At 49.2% G+C, this 16,228-nt stretch carries 11 protein-coding genes; 7 read left to right on the top strand and 4 right to left on the bottom strand.

Annotated features, from left to right (window positions below):
• Positions 1-55: 55 nt before the first annotated feature.
• Entirely contained in the window at positions 56-1,384 is a 1,329-nt protein-coding gene (gene ptsJ / locus FD737_RS17485) for a transcriptional regulator PtsJ (RefSeq protein ID WP_160834129.1), read from the top strand.
• A 34-nt stretch (positions 1,385-1,418) separates the two neighbouring features.
• Positions 1,419-2,138 carry a type 1 glutamine amidotransferase gene (locus FD737_RS17480; protein WP_160834168.1) on the top strand — a complete coding sequence of 240 codons (720 nt, stop codon included), beginning with the start codon at positions 1,419-1,421 and terminating at the stop codon, positions 2,136-2,138.
• Between the two features lie 164 nt (positions 2,139-2,302).
• Here FD737_RS17480 and pckA read toward each other — a convergent pair whose 3' ends face one another.
• Positions 2,303-3,922: a phosphoenolpyruvate carboxykinase (ATP) gene (gene pckA, locus FD737_RS17475; RefSeq protein WP_160834128.1), complete on the bottom strand. Its 1,620-nt coding sequence runs from the start codon at positions 3,920-3,922 to the stop codon at positions 2,303-2,305.
• Positions 3,923-4,078: 156 nt separating this feature from the next.
• Between pckA and FD737_RS17470 the strand changes: the two genes are divergently transcribed.
• A complete protein-coding gene (locus FD737_RS17470; RefSeq protein ID WP_097118762.1) occupies positions 4,079-4,969 on the top strand; it encodes a LysR family transcriptional regulator in 891 nt (296 codons plus the stop codon).
• A gap of 153 nt (positions 4,970-5,122) precedes the next feature.
• Here the strand turns inward: FD737_RS17470 and FD737_RS17465 are convergent, their stop codons facing one another.
• Positions 5,123-6,322, bottom strand: a complete 1,200-nt coding sequence (locus tag FD737_RS17465) for an MFS transporter (protein WP_160834127.1) — start codon at positions 6,320-6,322, stop codon at positions 5,123-5,125.
• A gap of 951 nt (positions 6,323-7,273) precedes the next feature.
• Between FD737_RS17465 and FD737_RS17460 the strand changes: the two genes are divergently transcribed.
• The gene (locus FD737_RS17460) at positions 7,274-8,929 is read left to right on the top strand and encodes a methyl-accepting chemotaxis protein (RefSeq protein WP_160834126.1); all 1,656 of its coding nucleotides are present in this window, start codon (positions 7,274-7,276) and stop codon (positions 8,927-8,929) included.
• A gap of 73 nt (positions 8,930-9,002) precedes the next feature.
• Positions 9,003-9,335 carry a hypothetical protein gene (locus tag FD737_RS17455; protein WP_160834125.1) on the top strand — a complete coding sequence of 111 codons (333 nt, stop codon included), beginning with the start codon at positions 9,003-9,005 and terminating at the stop codon, positions 9,333-9,335.
• Between the two features lie 166 nt (positions 9,336-9,501).
• Here the strand turns inward: FD737_RS17455 and FD737_RS17450 are convergent, their stop codons facing one another.
• Positions 9,502-9,741 (bottom strand): transcriptional regulator, encoded by a 240-nt coding sequence (locus FD737_RS17450; RefSeq protein WP_176505782.1) that lies wholly within the window; start codon positions 9,739-9,741, stop codon positions 9,502-9,504.
• Between the two features lie 715 nt (positions 9,742-10,456).
• Here FD737_RS17450 and FD737_RS17445 point away from each other — a divergent pair.
• Complete coding sequence (locus FD737_RS17445; protein WP_160834167.1) at positions 10,457-12,271, top strand: sensor domain-containing phosphodiesterase; 1,815 nt, start codon at positions 10,457-10,459, stop codon at positions 12,269-12,271.
• Between the two features lie 2,090 nt (positions 12,272-14,361).
• Positions 14,362-15,264 (top strand): LysR family transcriptional regulator, encoded by a 903-nt coding sequence (locus tag FD737_RS17440; RefSeq protein ID WP_160834124.1) that lies wholly within the window; start codon positions 14,362-14,364, stop codon positions 15,262-15,264.
• Positions 15,265-15,371: 107 nt separating this feature from the next.
• Here the strand turns inward: FD737_RS17440 and FD737_RS17435 are convergent, their stop codons facing one another.
• A complete protein-coding gene (locus FD737_RS17435) occupies positions 15,372-16,226 on the bottom strand; it encodes a helix-turn-helix transcriptional regulator (protein WP_097118766.1) in 855 nt (284 codons plus the stop codon).
• Positions 16,227-16,228: the final 2 nt, after the last annotated feature.

Below are 16,228 nucleotides of genomic sequence, written 5' to 3'. Positions count from 1 at the left end.
CGCTCAGCAGTCAATTAACATTGACCTAGGCTAAACTTTTATTTGTACCAGATCAATGAAGATAAACGGAAAAACAGCGGGTGATATTTTCGATCAGATTCGCGCAGAGATTCAGTCCGGTGAACTCGCGCCCGGCACGATGCTTCCTACACTACGTGATTTAGCCGGTGAGTTGGGCATTAATCGCAACACGGTTGCTCTGGCCTATAAGCGCCTCACGGATGCAGGTTTTGTGCTGTCCAGAGGCAGAAACGGCACCATTGTGCGTGAACCGATCGCGACGATTGATATTGAAGGCAGCGCACCGGGCCTGGCGATACGCGATCTCGCCAGTGGCAATCCTGCATCTTCGGTTCTTCCCTCTGTTAACCAACTTGTTACGCATATTCAAAATACACCGGGTTTGTACGGCGAACCGGAAATCCGCCCTGAACTTGAGGCGGCGGGTCTCGAATGGCTACAACCCGATCTCGATGTTCCCTTTGAATTAAATTTGACCAACGGTGCGGTTGATGCGGTTGAGAGGGTGCTTGCCAGTTACCTGATTGCAGGCGATCGCGTGGCGGTTGAAGACCCCTGCTTCCTGAGTAGCATCAGCACCTTGCGGCACAATCGTCTGCAGGCTGCGCCTGTAGCAATGGATACGGAAGGAATGCAGATTGAGGCACTATCACGTCAGCTTTCTGCGGGCGTCCAGGCGGTGATCATTACCCCTCGCGCCCACAATCCAACCGGCTTTGGCCTTAGCGCTGGCAGGGCAGAGGGCATACGTATTTTGCTGGCAAGTTATCCGCAGGTACTGGTGATTGTGGATGACCACTTTTCTCTGCTCTCAACACAGGATTATCACCACATTGTTCCGGCAAATACCCGTAACTGGGTGCTCATCCGCTCCCTGTCCAAGTTTCTTGGTCCTGATATGCGCATGGCCTTTGTTGCCAGTGATGAAGAAACTTCACAGCGTCTGCGTCAACGCCTGAATGCCGGGACAAACTGGGTCAGCCATATTTTGCAAGATATGGCTGCGGGCCATATGCGTTCGCCTGACTTTCAGCAATCCATTCTGGCCGCACGCAGGCGCTATTTGGGCCAACGAGAATTGCTGGTCAGCGCGTTGAAACAGCACGGCGTCACCGTTTCAGAACATCACGACGGCTTAAACGTGTGGGTTCCTTTAGCGCACAACAGTGCGGCAACGGTAATGCAAATGGCGCAACGGGGTTGGCTGGTTCGCGGCGGAGAAGGATTCATGCTGGACAGCACGCGTTCAGGGTTACGGATCACCGTCTCTGAGCTTGATGCACCGGAAACAGAGTTAATCGCTAAATCCCTGGCCGGGATTCTGTCACAGCAGCGTCAGATTCAGGCTACCAATAAGGTCTGAACAGGCCAGTACATTACTCATGGAGTTCTCTGCAATGCGCGTACATTTCATCGTACATGAAGATTTTGAGGCACCCGGCGCCTACGAAACATGGGCCATTAATCACGGCCATGATGTGTCTTACTCGCGGGTTTACGCCGGTGATAAGTTGCCAGGAGACGCGGAAGGTATCGATTTTCTGATTGTGATGGGAGGGCCACAAGATCCCTCCACCACATTAGCTGAATGCCCGCACTTTAATGCGAAAGGTGAACAGGCGTTGATTGCTTCGGCGGTTCAAACCGATAAAGCCGTTATCGGTATTTGCCTGGGATCACAACTGATTGGTGAAGCGCTTGGCGCACCGTTCGCACATAGCCCTGAAAAAGAGATTGGTAAATTCCCAATCACACTGACGGAAGAGGGTAGCAAGGATGAGATGTTCTCTCACTTTGCCAGCACGCTGGAAGTAGGGCACTGGCACAACGACATGCCGGGATTAACGGCAGAGGCAAAAATCATTGCTTATAGCCAAGGTTGCCCGCGCCAGATCGTTGCCTATTCCGATCGCGTTTATGGTTTCCAGTGCCATATGGAACTGACGCTAGAGGTAGTGGAAATGCTGATCGCGCATACTGAGAATGACCTGAGCCGTGCAGCTGAATACCGCTTTGTTAACACGCCAGAAGAACTTCGTGCACATGACTACAGCGAGATGAATGAAGTGCTATTTGGCTTTTTAGACAAGTTAGAAGCTCGTTATAAATCAGCATAAGCACTGAATACGTCAGGCTAACTGTGCCTGGATTCTTTCTGCTCTATTAATCAATAACGCTGCCCGGCGATTTTACGCGGGGCAGCGTCAGTTCAGTCAGCTTTTAGCGCCTCACTGGCGGCGACAGAGTGCCACTGTATGACATCCATCTTATATGCCATCAATTACAATTGCGGACCCGCCTGCGCAATACGCGCACCAGCCTCGTTATTACTGTACTGCTTGAAATTATTGATAAAAAGCTGTGCCAGTTTCTCGGCCGCTTCCTGCCAATCTGCCGGGGATGTCCAGCCGTTACGCGGATCGAGTGTGTTCACATCGACGCCAGCAATCTCCTGCGGAATGGCGAGACCAAAAATCGGCAGCGTTTCTTCACGCAATGCACCGGTTTCCCCTTCCAAAATGGCGTTGACGATTTGGCGCGTATCTTTCAGCGACAAACGCTCACCCGCACCGTTCCAGCCGGTATTCACCAGCCACACTTCAGCACCGCTTTGTGCAACTTTCTCCTGTAACACGTCCGCGTACTGCGTTGGGTGTAGCATCAGGAAAGCAGCGCCATAACAAGCTGAGAACGTCGGCGTCGGAGCGGTAATGCCGCGCTCGGTGCCCGCCAGCTTGGAGGTGAAGCCAGAAAGGAAGTGATACTGCATCTGCTCTGGCGTCAAACGTGAAACCGGAGGGAGCACGCCAAATCCGTCCGCAGCAAGGAAGATAATGCGTGAAGGGTGACCCGCGCGAGACACCGGCTGCACGATATTCTCGATGTGCGACAGTGGATAAGAGACGCGTGTGTTCTCGGTTTTGCTGCCATCGGCATAATCCACGCTGCCATCTTCACGAACGACAACGTTTTCCAGCAGCGCATTACGGCGGATAGCACCATAAATTTCCGGTTCAGATTCCGCTTTCAGATTGATGGTCTTGGCATAGCAGCCGCCTTCAAAATTGAATACGCCGTCAGCATCCCAGCCGTGCTCATCATCACCAATCAGCTGGCGACGCGGATCGGTCGACAGTGTGGTTTTACCGGTGCCGGAAAGGCCAAAGAACAGCGCCACGTCGTCTTTTTCGCCACGGTTCGCTGAGCAGTGCATTGACGCAATACCCTTCAGCGGCAGCAGGTAGTTCATCACGGAGAACATCCCTTTTTTCATTTCGCCGCCGTACCAGGTCCCGCCAATCAGCTGGATATTCTCTGTCAGGTTGAAGGCAACAAAGTTCTCCGAGTTTAACCCTTGCTCCTGCCACTGCGGATTGACGCAACCGGCGCCATTAATCACCGTGAAGTCCGGGTTAAAGCTTGCCAGTTCTTCGGCGGTCGGGGCGATAAACATGTTTTTGACAAAGTGCGCCTGCCAGGCCACCTCAGTGACAAAACGCACGGCCAGACGGGTATCCGCGCTGGCACCACACCAGGCATCCACGATATACAGCGCTTTCTCAGATAAGTGATCGGCTACCAGCGATTTCAGGTGTGCCCATACTTCAGTGGACATCGGTTTATTATCGTTGCGCCCCAGGCCAGCATCGGACCACCAAAGGGTATCTCGCGTCACATCGTCACGAACGATGTATTTATCGCGTGGAGAACGGCCAGTGAATTCGCCGGTATCAACGGTAACCGCACCAGACGTCGTCAATATTCCGCGCGCCGGGCCTTTAAGCTCGGCTGACGTTTCATGCTCGAACAGCAATTCGTAACTCGGGTTGTAAACAATCTCGCTGACATCGTTGATGCCAAGGCTTGAGAGATGTTGCATGACAGATTTAATTGCGCTCATAAAATACCCTGACTCATTGGATGATTGGCGAGGCGGCAAGGGCCGACCCGAGTAAGGGATGGATAGTAGCACTGGCTTTTTGATGCAGAAATTGCATATAAATCATTTGTCATGTAAAAAATGCATAGAATTGGGGGCTGCAATTGGAGAAAAGACGTGCTAAGTAACCTCGAAGTGAAGTGGTTCTATGATGTGATTGCATTAGAAGAATGCCGCAGCTTTACGCTTGCGGCAGAGAGACGAAATATTTCGCAATCCTCGTTTAGCAGAAGGATTCAGGCACTCGAATCGAACCTGGGTTTCAGCGTCTTTAATCGTGAAGTGAACCCGCCACAGTTGACGCCGCAGGGCAGGATATTTGTCGGCTATGCCAGGAACATGCTCGACGATATGGACTTCCAGATCAGCCGAATTAAGGGTGAAGATAAGCTTAAGCAGAGTATCCGTATCGATGCGGCGCCTTCGCTTTCCGTCCTGCTGCTGCCCGATATACTGGCGGATTACCGTGACAGCCCTGATAAAGTTTTCTTTGTTGAATCGATTAACGTCAACGATGCCGTATTTAACCTGAAAGAGGGGAAAAGTGATTTCATCCTGTCCTTTTATAATGAAGAGCTGATGAATTATCCGTTTATCAATCACAAAATTTTCGATTCCGCGCTGCACCTGGTTTCACCCTGTGACCAGCACGGTAAGCCGATTTTCTCCATCAATGGCGACACACTGCCGCTGGTCAAGTATGCCAATGACAGTTATATGGGGCGTCAGGTCAATCAGGTGATTGATCGCATACCTAACACCACCTTTATCCTGACCTTTGTCTCTTCGATGAGTGAGTTGTTAAAGAGAATGATCCTCAAAGGCGATGCCGTTGGCTGGCTGCCAGATTACTCGATTCAGCGCGAGTTGGAGGAGAGAAGGCTGGCGATCATGGATCACAGCCTTTCGCTGAAGATATCGGCTTATGTTTATCGATCTGGCGCGCGTTTAAACCTGACGGCGGAACGTTTCTGGCGCTACGTTAAGGGGCGAAACATTGATGGCTAAAGTAAAATTTTATGCCTGAAAAGGATATTCAGGATAAAAATGAGCGCCAGGGATGTTTTTTGGGATTTTTATCAGCGTGAGTAATACGTGTGATTCATGCGCTATGTCAATCAATCGCCATCATATTATTCCCAACAACGTTTTTTGTTCAGGCTAAAGTGATTTAAACACATGCTTGCTGAATATTATCCATATGAAAACGGCGCAAAGCGCAATGCCTGCCAAAACAAGATAGGCAAAGCTCCATGAGGTGTGGCTGACTATGGCACCAGCCAATGCCGGGCTGAGTGAGGCTCCCAATCCCTGTAGCAACATAACGAGCCCAAGCGCGGCGTTGATATGTCCTGAACCATTGAATAATGAGGCGATAAGTCCGGGAACGGCAACGCCTAAAATACCCGCAGCGACACCGTCCAGTGCCTGTACGGGAAACAACACGAACTCATTGCTCCAGAACGACGCAATCGCCGCACGAAATGGCAGTACAATCAGCGCAATAACGACAAGTCTGGCATAACCATACCGTGATGCATACCTTGCGGTAAGCAATGCGACGGGGATCATCACCGCTTGAGAAATAGCGACCGTGAGGGCAGCATAGGTGCCAGGCGAAAACAGAGACTCCGTGGAAGAGGAGGCGACCTGCATGCTTAACATTGGCAGTTGCGCTGCATTGGCCAGATGGAAAAGAAGCAAGGTCATCCCTGTTACTGCCAGTTCAGGTCGCTTGAGTAATGCCAACACAGAGACAGACACGGTAGGACCTTCATGCTTTTCTATTCCTCTGGCCACATCGTGATCTATGTCGTTTTTGTTGATCGCTAAAGTGCATAAAACCGCGCACACCACCATTGTGGTCATCAGCAAGAATACCGAACCGGTGCCCCAGATCCAGCAGGTGATGGCCGCCAGCACCGCCACCGTCATATTGCCGCTATGGTTAAAAGCTTCGTTTCGTCCCATCTGTGACAAAAAACCTTTTTGACCGGTGATACCTAAGGTGATACCCGCAATCGCTGGCGCGACGACAGCTGCCGCAATACCAGTAATAATTTGCGATAAAATAACCACAGCAGATGTGGGGAAATACCAGAGGGCGAGGGCGCTTAAGGTAATCAGCAGAGATGCAGTAACAATCAACAGTCGTTTAAAACGGGTGGCATCGACAATTATCCCTGCGGGGAAGGTAGCCAATAGTCCAGCTAATCCGCCCAATGTCATCACCAGACCAATTTCTTCCGCTCGCCAGTGGTGGGATACCAGAAAAATGCCCAGAAACGGCCCCAGCCCATCCCGCACATCAGCGATAAAGAAGTTGAGCAGACAGAGAACCTGCAGTGAACGTAATCTCATCAACACCCGCCCCGAAAAGTTTTATCGTCCTAAAATACCCTGCGCCTGGTCAGGGTTGATTGGCCAATCTTTTGATAATTTTGTGGCTGAGGAACCTTGTTGCTAATCGTCTTGAACCTCGCTCAAAAAATAGTGCTCATCTCACGCCTCGTCAACGTCCGCACCGCCTCGCTTTGCGGAACTCATGATTGAATTGAGGGCGTTTAAGTTCAAGGGGTAGGTATCAGAATAGGGCGTTTACCTGGGTTCGATGCCCTAACCTGCGGTTTCAAATGAGTGATAAGAATTGGTTCGCAATAGAATCGGTAGGGAGGTAATCAGTCATAATCTGTCTCCTTATGAGATGTGTGCTGCTCCTGTTGATAACGTGTGTAATCAGGGAAATCATGCAGTAAACATTAGCGCAAAATTGTCACTCACGCATATTTACTTAAGTCAGGCTTAATATAGACCATAGGGACGTGGCGATATTTACTGCTTAAGAACGCTTGTGGCGGGACGAGAGAAAATGTCGAACAAGCGAAGGTTTCTAAGTCAGGAAAGCTCTATGATGATTGGCACGGGACTTCAGCGAATTTTTTTCAGCAACTCAGTTTAAAGTATTCGGAGTTTACGTATCACTATGTTTAGAAGAGATTTTCTGCCATTAATTTTGATTCGTAGAACCAGATTTTATTGTCCTGCCAATGATCCTCAGTCACAGTACAAACCAATTTGCGTCTTTCATCTCAATCTAACGCCAGGCCAAATGGCATTTGCGCTGAGTTCCCAGTTTAGTGAGCTTATCATCCAGAATGACAATAACGTTGAGTTCAACACTGCAGTGTGACGCTCCAATAGGATGGTAATTAATCATAAAATATTAATGCTAAGCATTTCATTCTCCCTGCCGATAACCTGATCAATTGAATCAGTTCACGTTTTTCCTTCTCTCAAATCAGGCGAATAAGCATGAATATTTCCCAGCGGTTAACCCTAATTTGCTCATTGTTATCTGCAGCAATTATTGCTGTTGTTATTACTTCTCTTGTGGTTATTTCAGGTTTTCAAGCGCGCTTTCATTACATTCAGTCCAACGCTACTGCCTCTGTAATTGATCTGGGTAAATTGGTCAGTGGGTCTAACGAACTCACTATCTGGATGTACCGACACCTGACTTCACCAGACGCAGCGAGAATGTCTGACGTTGAGAAAGAGATTAATGCGCGGATAGATAAGATGAATGCCCTTAATCAATTTTATCTTGAGAATGAGATCTCTAGTGATGAGGACCGACGAATGACTGAGAGCGCAATAGCCACTATGAAAGAGCTCAGTAATAAACTCCCTGCCTTTCTGGAGAGTTCACGTGCCCTAAATAGTAATCTTTCGCTCGCGCTCTTGCAGGGCAATAATGGAGTCGGCCAGCTTGCTCGTGACCTGATTGTTGGATATAAGAAACAACTCCAACTTAATCTGGAAATTGGTAACGGACTGCGCAAAAAAAATGATCGCACCTACTTCCTCACCTTTTGGGGCATGCTGATAAGCTCAACGCTGGTCGTCGTTCTTCTGGGTGCGCTGGCCATGTTAACCATACGAAACATTCGCACCAGCCTTAGTGGCATGCGTACCGTTATGGAAAACGTCAGTAATAATCTGGATTTAACGCTGAGTGCAGATGAATCCCGTAGGGATGAAATTGGCCTGACATCCAAGGCTTTTAATCATCTTATTGCTGCTTTTTCAAAAGCCCTGTTATCTGTGAGCGCCTCTTCTGGCTCTGTCAGTACCGCATCGGCTCAGATTTCTGCCGGTAACGAGGATCTATCGTCCAGGACGGAAGAGCAGGCGGCCTCGCTGGAACAGACCGCTGCCAGCATGTCAGAATTGAGTGAAACTGTCCGCCAGACAGCGGAAAATACCCAGTTGGCCAGCCAGCTTTCACATAATACCCGCCTGATATCAGATGATAGCACGGATAAAGTTCAGGGCATGTTGCAGACCATGTCTGATATCAACAGCAGTGCGGTGAAAATTACCGACATTATTTCCATTATTGAAGGTATCGCGTTTCAGACTAATATTCTGGCGCTTAATGCCGCGGTGGAAGCTGCAAGAGCTGGTGAGCAGGGGCGTGGATTTGCCGTGGTTGCCGGAGAGGTGCGAAATCTTGCCCAGCGCTCATCCACCTCTGCCCGGGAGATTAAAGAGCTGATTGAATCTTCGATGCAGTTTGTTCGCACCGGTTCAGCGCAGGCTGAAGAGGTCGGCAACAATATGAACCGCATGAATGACGCCATCCGGCAGGTCAACGATCTGGTGAATGAAATCGCGGCTGCCGCTCAGGAGCAGACCTTGGGGATAGGGCAGGTGCACCAGGCGGTCAGCCAGATGGACGACGTGACACAACAAAATGCGGCACTGGTAGAGGAAGCCTCCGCAGCGTCCCACTCACTCATGGAGCAGGCCTCTACCCTAAATAATCTGGTGTCAGCTTTTACCCTGAACGCTCCGAAGGAGTTGAATTCCATCAACGCGGAAACATCCCGTACTTCAGTATCACGTCCATCGTTAAATCGGGCAGCACCTCAGGCAGATTTGGAAGGTAGCTGGCAAAGTTTTTGAGAAAATGACGGCCCGGTGAGCAAAACCGTCGGGCCCACTAAAATTTAAAATAAAACCGATATGAAAAATAATAATGGATAAAACGTCGTACCATCAAAAACATCAGGAACTTATTCTTATCAGCGAGCATGCAAACGTGCTGCTATGGCAGATGAGGAATAAGAAATATGCCGACGTGACAACATTTATTAATAATTTAAATCACCTCGAGCGATATCAGAAGGTTATCCTCATGCTGTCAAAAGATTCAGTATTCTGGCAGTGGTTTAAAGAAAATGACACTGATCTTTTTATTCACACTGAAGCCATTCAACTCTCTTTCGGTATTCTGGATAATCTGATTGAAAATCTGCGTAACGCCTTTTTGATGTTCAAAAAAGAGTCGGAGTCAAGCAGCGCAGGATAGTTTCAGATTCATCTCTCTGTAGAAAAATAAAAAAATTACGGTAATTTCGGGCGCTTTACTGACGCATAATTTTATGAAAAAGTGAGGTGCCTTTCATGGTCATCTGCACATGTGTCCGAATTCGCCATCGCGTGCCTCATTTTTGAGGCATACTGAATCCAACATTTTATTTCCTGGCGTTCTGGATGACGGTATAAAAGGGATGTCGTCCGGCGAGGAGCAAAAGTAATTCGTATTCTCCCTGACTCAGCAGACCGGGATTTTTTGTGGCCTCCTTCATTTGCCATACGCGCAGGCTAAGATTGAACCTCTCCGCTGCTGCCTCTTGCGACAAACCCGCAGCCATTCGAAGCTCTCTGACATTGGAACTGACAATGACGGGGCGATTCATAATCTGATTTCCCAAAGGACACTCCTTACCTGTATGAGGTTTAAACATAATGATAAACATTAATTTTTTATGAATTTTTTATTACAATCAATTGTTGCGATGGTTCTCCGTCATGATGCCAAAACCATTCGGCATAAGGTTTAAATCTTAAACTCATCATTGATTTTCTTTATTTTAACGCCCGAATCAAAAATTTATAATTCCTTTCGCAGGTAATTCTTTATTTTTACTCAATCCTTACAAAAAGCACGTCAGCTGATTTAAGGTGTTGACGAATGAGCATTTATTCCACTCTTATACAGAAATAAGTCTGTGGCATGGAGCAATAAAAGCCATTTGAAAAAGCCACACTTGGAAGGTTATCGTGAAGACTTCGGTGGATTCCACGGTATGGCGCTAACGACTTAAGGTGAAAATTTTTGTAAATTTGTTTAGTCACTGTCACTCTTGCTTTATTTTCAGAAACCTCAGCTTATTTTGCTATATCTATCAATGGATAAAAATTGATGGGGCGGGAAATAAAACCTATTAAATTAGGGTTAAACCAAAATTTTTATCTGGTTTAATCGTTTCACTATGGTCATTAACTGGCACTAAAACCAATCACGCCTATAGTGAATTTTGATGAGGGAAGTCACCTGATTTTTTTCTGGTCGCATCTCTGAAAATGGCTTTTTACCGCTTTCAAATTTTTATTTCGCACCGGATCCAGGCCGGGGCGGAGGAACTCATGCTAATAAATCTTAACAGCGACATCGATCGCCGTGTGCGGGCGCTGAATGTGCTGCGCCACCCAGACGAAAGCCGCGACGAGGTGTTGTCCAAATTCGTGCAGCTAGCGAGCCAGGCCCTTGGCATTCCCGGTAGCTTTATCTCCGTACTCGATGACGACTACCAGCACGTACAGGCCGCACATAACTTTGCCCTTACACAATCGACACGCGAGAATGCCCTCTGCCGATATGTGGTGGACAGCGACAGCCCTGTCATTGTGCCGGATACAAGGCTGGACGCCCGCTTCGTTATGCATCCACTCATCGCTGGAGCCCCCTTCATAAGGTTTTATGCCGGCGTACCGCTGAAAAATCGTGAGGGTATCGTGCTTGGCACGCTGTGTGTCACCGATACCGCTCCTCACTCGTTCAGCGCGGAGCAGCTTGAAACCCTTACACAGTTGGCCTCGCTGGTGATGTCCTTTTTGGAGGGGTGGCACTCCGCCGGTTTTGTGGATCCGGTCACCGGACTTCCCAATCGCCAGCGTCTCATTCGCGACCTGCAGTATCTCGCTGCATCGCCAGACCCTGCGCCTCGCCGTCTCATACTCATAGACTGCATTGACATGCCGCGTGCCTATGAGCTCGCCCGATCAATTGGCATTGAGGCGTTGGAAACCCTGCTCAAGGATGTGGCTACACTGCTGCCGCTGCGCCTGCGGCCAGCCAAAAGTGAATCACTTTATACCATTGCCACCGGGCGATTTGCCCTGCTGACGCGAGCTGGCAGTCCCCTGAGCGCCGAGTGGATCGCAGAACGTATGGAGGGAATCAACGCCGAACTTGGGGACGGCATCTATTTAGCTCTCAGTACCCGCACAGGAGAGACAACTTTTGTCTGCGGAGAAACCCCAGCGCATGAAACACTTCGCCGTGCCATCAGCGCGTTGCATGAGGCCATTGCATTGGGTATGCCATCTATGCGCTTCAGCCAGTCGTCCGATGTCCAGTCCAGTGATGACGGAGTTTTGATGAACGATCTGGTCGCCGCGATCAGAGAAGATAATGGTCTGTGGCTGGCTTATCAGCCGAAAATATGCCTGCGGACCGGGCAGCCCTTGGGGCTGGAGGCACTGGTGCGCTGGCGCCATCCGCTTCGTGGCGAGCTCTCACCCGCGCTGTTTGTACCCCTGGCAGAGCAGACAGAGCTGCTCAGCAAACTGACGGGCTGGGTCACAGACCGTGCAATCGGCCGCCTAAAGAGGCTGCGCAACAGCGCCATCCAGCTTCCCATTACGATCAATGTTGGGAGCCACGATATTGCGCGCGAGGGTTTTGCCAGTATGCTGGAGGATAAGATGATCAGGTCAAAACTGCCCACCTCAATGCTGGGCATCGAGTGCATGGAGACCGAACGTATTATCGAAAATCCAACAGCTATGCGCGGGCTGGAAAGGCTGAAGCTGAAGGGATTTAATATCTCGCTGGACGACTTTGGCACGGGCTCCAGCAACATTGGTTATTTGAGGCGTATGCCTCTTGACATCATTAAGCTGGATCAGTCACTTATCAGTGAAATTTCATCGGATACCGCATCCCGTATCATTGCGCGCAGCATTATTAACATGCTGAAGGACCTTGACTATACGGTGGTGGCTGAAGGAGTTGAAGATGCAAATGTTGTATCCGCGCTGAAGGATTATGGTTGCGATCAAGCGCAAGGCTTTTTTTATTCTCGACCCCTGCCTGATGAGGAGATCGACAAGTGGCTTTCCTGGAAACTTCGCGACCAGTGCAGGAGTAATCTTCAACCCGGTTATACAGGTACCTGACCTGAAACCTGCGGGCTGGAAAGTATATACCGCGGTTCATGACCCTTAATTTTGCGCTGACAGCGCGCAGTAGGAGATTAACAAAGCGCAGCCATGTCGATAGATCCAGTCATTACCATTGTGCAAGTGATATTGTATTGATGACTATAACAGGTGTGTAGGGCCGTAATTTACTGCGTTAAGCGTAGGCAGCCTTTCAAACCGACGCGCTTTAAACATGTATCGACCGTTTTTCTTCGACAACTCAGCTGCAAAGCACCGGAAATAAATGGCTCCCTGATGGGAGCCGAATTATTACCAAGGATTTAGTCGTCATGTGCCCTTTTGGGTACAGAAGGATTATCGCCATCTGCTATCGGGTCATCAGCGCAGCCTTGGAGAATGTTTTTCGTTACAGAGATGCGTCACACTTTTCACATTACAGTGAGGCATTGTTTCTTCAGGAAGTAAGGCTGCGGTATCACCGTCATACTTACAGAATCATTGTTTGTGAGCGATAAGCAAAAGACGGTCATTAGTCGTGCTTTTTAACGATGACTTCATTACCATCATTGAACAAACATGACCGATGGGAACGAGCCACAGTCAGTACATCCCTACCAATAGCGCATCAGAGGGGTATCGAATGGGATCATTATGATGAGTTTTATTGACGGTTTCTTATGAGAACTTAGCTTTCAAAGGAGGGGGATTATCTTAAAAGCCCCGACCATTGCAGCCATGGCTTTTAAGGTACGTCGGACTTCAGAATTGACATTAATAGACTTAATAGAATGATACTGCTATTTGTACTGCGTTTAAATGAACCCGTTTACTTCAGACAATATTGGGTATGAATACTAAAAGCCTCCCTCTATTTATCTCGTCAAACACTTGCCTTCGCTTTCAGAAACCGAGCGTGGCAACTTTAAACAAGCACATCCTCCATAGCGATATAGACTCTTTGATGCGTTGCCCGTTGCTGAGCCACTTACCGTACACAAAACACACCGTCAGCAGATAAAAAACAAGGCCTTACATCGTCGCGTTTTACTACCATTTTGCTAACCAGCACATTTATAACCAGGCCTGAAAGCAACTACATCCCAAACAATAAACTTCGTGGCCTTTAAAGCCAAACGGTGTTATTACAACTTAGTACTATTCAGAAACTTAATATCGATTTTTATTGTGCTGCTGGGTATTAATTTACTCATATAGAATTAGAGGTCAATAGTGTTTTTTAAAAAATGTTTTAATTTACAGCGGTAGAAAGGGTGCTGGATCCCGCTAATCATCTCTCGGTGATTGCAGTCAGCCTCCACGCCGGACCATTAAATTCTGATGTGCGGGATACCGATCTTTTGATACGACCTTTTTCTGACAAATTTTTTCATTTTCATCGGTTTTCCTGATTCATTTAGCATTGAATTTCGTTATATTAATGATGCAGGTGAACAACATGCCTTTCTGTACAGCAAATGATCATCCCTTTTTTGACGATGTGAAAAGTCGCTGATGACCTGACCGTAGCCATGAGTATTGAAGGCGTAAGACCTGATTATATTTGATCTCAACACCTCTTTACTCATGAATGACGCTGACAATGTCTCATTAAACTCATGACGCCATTGTTACAAGATTATCTCACCAAGCAATAACCCAAATTCCGCCACTGCTTTTCTGAATGCAGACACCAGCGGAACGGTTACCTTTACGGGACTTATAGTCGAATCTACCTGTACCACGCAAACCTATAATTCAATGGCGGAAATTACATGCATCCGTGACAGCCAGGTCACAACGGATAATGTAGAGTTCGATAAAGTTAATATTAAGATGTCGGTAGGGAACGTCATTTCAACGGCCCTGCTCAGACATATTAATGATAATAAAAAAGTTGCAATACTGGATGTGGATTACCAATAAACGATTTTTGTTATAGAGCTTATTAACAGACTTGAATGATAATTCATTTCCGTATTGCAATGGGGGCCTAAAATCAGGTGGGTTATAAACTCCTGCCTGTTTTCATAGTTCAGTCAGTGTGTCGCGAAAACAGGCGCTATAATCAATGCCAAAACCAAATGAGTATTGCACAGGGAGCAATAATGCAGGATGACGATTTTCGCCAACGCGAAGCGTTTTTAGCGGTGGTGCGTGCGGGCAGCTTTAGCGCTGGCGCGCGTAAGTTAGGACGTGATATCTCCGTGGTCTCGCGCCGCATCGCTGCGTTAGAAAAACGGCTGGGCATTCGCCTGATTGAGCGCACCACGCGGCGGATACGTCCCACGGAAGAAGGGCAGCGCTATCGTCAGAAGATCGAACTTGCTGATGAGCTATTGCGGGAAGCGGAAGAAGAAGCGCGGGCCCTGGCCGCGCGTCCAGCGGGCACCATCCGATTAACCGTGCCAGCCTCATTTGGTCGCAGCTGGGTGGCGCAGGCGTTGCCGGGCTTTTTGCAGGCCTATCCCGATATTCGCATCGTGCTGAATTGCAGCGACCGCTACGTCGATTTGCTGGGGGATAATTTTGATATGGCGATCCGCATCGGCGTGCTCACCGATAGCCGACTGATAGCGCGTAAGCTGGCGGATACCAGCCGAATGCTGTGCGTGGCGCCAGATTATCTGGATCGTCATCCCGCGTTAAGCCAGCCCCAGGACCTCCGCCAACACGACTGTCTGGGATTTACCCCAATGCACAGCTGGCCGGAATGGCGGCTGGAGAAAGGCGGCCATCAAATCGCGGTACCGGTGCAAACGCGTTTTGAAAGCGATGAAATGGATGCACTGGTGCTGGCCGCGCAGGCAGACATGGGCGTATTACTGGCGGCCAACTGGCTGGTGCAAAAGGAGCTGGCCGAAGGATCGCTGGTGCCGGTGCTATCTGACTGGCAGGCGGTTGGGGAAGATGGCGTCTGGCTGATTAAACCTTCCAGCCAACTTCAGTCGGCGAAAATCAGTGCCCTGACCGAATGGCTGGTAGCCTGGTTTGCGGAAAAGCGCTGGTAATTCGAAGCCCTGACCTCACTCTGAGGTTGTGCGGCTGCAGCGGCCTGAAGACCGCTCCAGCCGTTTGCATCACTGGATGTTGAGCATAGTGTTGAGGAGGCCGATTTTTACCGTTTCATCAATTTCTGCAGTGACGCCGCACTCTGCTCATCATCCGGTACATACACCAGCAGGCGGTCGCCGTTGCGTGAAGCAGACCACCAGTTATTCTGGCGCAGCGTCATTTCACCCACTTCCTCGCGGTAAAAACGCTTCAGCCGATTTTCCACCTTGCCCAGTTCGTAGCGTTGCCAGGTTTGGGCAAATTCATCCGAGCTATTCAGCAAACGAGCGAGAAAACTTTCCCAGTGCGGATCGCCAAGGTGTTCGCCCATTTGCCCTCGAAACATCGCCACCATTTGTGGCATCACGTCGTCCCAGTCGCTCATCGCTTTGCGCCAGGCAGGATGATTGAACGCCAGCCAGATGCAGTTACGATCTTCCACAGCTATCCCGGCCAGATCCACATCCATCAGCGCACACCATGCGGCGTTGTAGCCAAGAATATCGAAACGCGGTGTTTCGATAATCGCCGGTAACTGGATCGCGTCCAGCATCTGCTGATTATGCGCCGCGATTTTGCAGCAGGCAGCGGCCACCCGTACCGATGGCAACGAGTGTCCGGCAAGGGAAAACAGATGCTGCGTCTCGACATCGTTGCACTGCAATGCCGTGGCAATGGCCGTCAGGGTTTTTGGCGAGGCTTTGATATCGCGACCCTGTTCCAGCCACGTATACCAGGTCACGCCGACATCCGCTAACTGCGCCACTTCTTCACGGCGTAATCCGGGTGTACGGCGGTGACGCATATGCGGCAAACCCAGACGATTAGGGTCGAGACTTTCACGACGGGTGCGTAAAAAAGTGCCAAGCAGTTTTCGATTGTTGTATTCAGCCGTGACGGGGGCAGTAGCCGTGCTCATGA

It is taken from the genome of Pantoea sp. Seng (assembly GCF_009829935.1).
Taxonomy (GTDB): Bacteria; Pseudomonadota; Gammaproteobacteria; order Enterobacterales; family Enterobacteriaceae; genus Pantoea; species Pantoea communis.
The sequence above is the reverse complement of the archived record's forward strand: the minus strand, read 5'-3'. Positions and strand labels throughout refer to the sequence as shown.

Coding starts and splice junctions, on each gene's coding strand:
- FD737_RS17455 (WP_160834125.1), top strand. CDS start 9,003: ATGGATAAAACGTCGTACCATCAAAAACATCAGGAACTTATTCTTATC.
- FD737_RS17460 (WP_160834126.1), top strand. CDS start 7,274: ATGAATATTTCCCAGCGGTTAACCCTAATTTGCTCATTGTTATCTGCA.
- ptsJ (WP_160834129.1), top strand. CDS start 56: ATGAAGATAAACGGAAAAACAGCGGGTGATATTTTCGATCAGATTCGC.
- pckA (WP_160834128.1), bottom strand. CDS start 3,922: ATGAGCGCAATTAAATCTGTCATGCAACATCTCTCAAGCCTTGGCATC.
- FD737_RS17435 (WP_097118766.1), bottom strand. CDS start 16,226: ATGAGCACGGCTACTGCCCCCGTCACGGCTGAATACAACAATCGAAAA.
- FD737_RS17440 (WP_160834124.1), top strand. CDS start 14,362: ATGCAGGATGACGATTTTCGCCAACGCGAAGCGTTTTTAGCGGTGGTG.
- FD737_RS17480 (WP_160834168.1), top strand. CDS start 1,419: ATGCGCGTACATTTCATCGTACATGAAGATTTTGAGGCACCCGGCGCC.
- FD737_RS17445 (WP_160834167.1), top strand. CDS start 10,457: ATGCTAATAAATCTTAACAGCGACATCGATCGCCGTGTGCGGGCGCTG.
- FD737_RS17465 (WP_160834127.1), bottom strand. CDS start 6,322: ATGAGATTACGTTCACTGCAGGTTCTCTGTCTGCTCAACTTCTTTATC.